Annotated in this window: 1 protein-coding gene; it reads left to right on the top strand. The window is 66.6% G+C overall.

The window, feature by feature from the left end; translation table 11 throughout:
• Positions 1-431, top strand: a 431-nt coding sequence (locus tag NJD74_RS19625) for an MFS transporter (protein ID WP_319624830.1), incomplete at both ends; no start/stop codon positions are given.

Below are 431 nucleotides of genomic sequence, written 5' to 3'. Positions count from 1 at the left end.
CTATTCCCTGCTCGGCATCCCCATCGCGCGTGTCGCCGACCGGCTCAACCGGCGCAACATCGTCGCCATGGCGTTTGCGTTCTGGAGCGCGATGACGGCACTGTGCGGCGCCGCCTCGAGCGTGACCTCGCTGGCGCTGGCGCGCATCGGCGTCGGCATCGGCGAATCCGCGGGCTCGCCCGCCTCGCAATCGATCGTGGCCGATCTCTTCACCAAGAACGAGCGCCCGCGCGCACTCGGCATCTACGCCATCGGCACCTATCTCGGCATCTTCCTCGGTTATTTCATCGGCGGCTATGTCAACCAGCACTATGGCTGGCGATCGGCGTTCTATGTCGCGGGCCTGCCCGGCATCCTGCTTGCGGTCGTCCTGTGGCTGACGATCTCGGAGCCGAAGCGCGGCGCGATGCAGGAGAGTTTCGTGCCCGAGC

The organism is Stenotrophomonas sp. RG-453, assembly GCF_033843685.1.
Lineage (GTDB): Bacteria > Pseudomonadota > Gammaproteobacteria > Xanthomonadales > Xanthomonadaceae > Stenotrophomonas > Stenotrophomonas bentonitica_A.
This window is presented reverse-complemented; position numbering and strand designations above follow the sequence as displayed.